2 protein-coding genes are annotated in these 966 nt (G+C 50.3%); one reads left to right on the top strand and one right to left on the bottom strand.

Features of this window, described 5'->3' with window-relative positions; translation table 11 throughout:
* Positions 1-289, bottom strand: a 289-nt coding sequence (locus CSQ89_RS21645) for a CHC2 zinc finger domain-containing protein (protein ID WP_233203433.1), incomplete at its 3' end; no start/stop codon positions are given.
* A gap of 103 nt (positions 290-392) precedes the next feature.
* Between CSQ89_RS21645 and CSQ89_RS21640 the strand changes: the two genes are divergently transcribed.
* On the top strand, positions 393-773 hold the full coding sequence (locus CSQ89_RS21640; RefSeq protein ID WP_099407995.1) for a helix-turn-helix domain-containing protein: 381 nt from the start codon (positions 393-395) through the stop codon (positions 771-773).
* Positions 774-966 lie beyond the last annotated feature (193 nt).

The raw sequence follows: 966 nt of genomic DNA, 5'->3' as shown, positions 1-966 counted from the left end.
GGTTGTCCCCTAAGCCGGTCCGCAGCCATTCCGCCGCATGCCGGAAGCTGATACCGCGTCGTTTCATCACCCAATCGATGGGCCCACCCGCTTCACCACAGCCAAAGCAATGAAACAGGTTCTTGCTGGGTGTTACTACCAGACTGGGTTTGTCGTCTTCATGGAATGGGCAGCAGGCCGCGTAATCCTTCCCCTGCTTGCGCAACGCGATGCCATCCGCCTCGATCAGGCGAACCAGCGACACCTCGGCTTTCAAGCGTTCGATTTCTGTATCCGGGATGCGGGCCATAAGCGGGATTTCCTCTAAAACCTGTCAAGACCATTAAACGTTTTTATTATGGTACAGTATAGTGTGCTTTGGTCAACAGTATTAGGAGCCCAGGAGGTACAGTATGAGTAACGTCATCACATGGTTGATATCGATGAACTTCTCATCTCGCCTTGTCCGTATTCGCAAGGAGTTGGCCTATACACAGCAATCCCTAGCGGATGCTGTGAACTTGCACGTCAACCAAATCAAGCGCTACGAGAACGGTAGCGCCCAGCCCACCCTGGAGACTTTGGTTCGGTTGGCCAAGGCACTGCGTATCAGTTTGGATGAGCTTGTTTTTGATGAGCACGAGCGTGATCCAACTGATGAGCTGCGCCTCAAATTCGAAGCCATAGTGCAGATGGATGAAGAAGAACGACGTTCGATACTGTCTTTGCTTGATGCCATGATCCTCAAGCACCAGACCAAGCGATTTTTCATACCGACGCAAACTGGGACATAGCGAACCCAGCCAACGCAATCAGCAGCTAAAGAGAAACCCCCTGAACCCCAAGCAGCAGCTGGGGTTGAGGGGGCTATTTTATTTATCTAATAGATATCTAAATTACAGATAAAAAATATCTAGTAGATATCCATCAAATAAATAAACAGCGCTGGGAAACATGCGCCAACAGGCCGTGTTCTCCCCTTGCAGA

The organism is Chitinimonas sp. BJB300, assembly GCF_002735695.1.
In the GTDB taxonomy this organism is placed as follows: domain Bacteria; phylum Pseudomonadota; class Gammaproteobacteria; order Burkholderiales; family Chitinimonadaceae; genus Chitinimonas.
The sequence above is the reverse complement of the archived record's forward strand: the minus strand, read 5'-3'. Positions and strand labels throughout refer to the sequence as shown.

What these genes read in the sequence shown, in the direction of transcription:
- CSQ89_RS21640 (WP_099407995.1), top strand. Translation starts at nt 393, where the DNA reads ATGAGTAACGTCATCACATGGTTGATATCGATGAACTTCTCATCTCGC.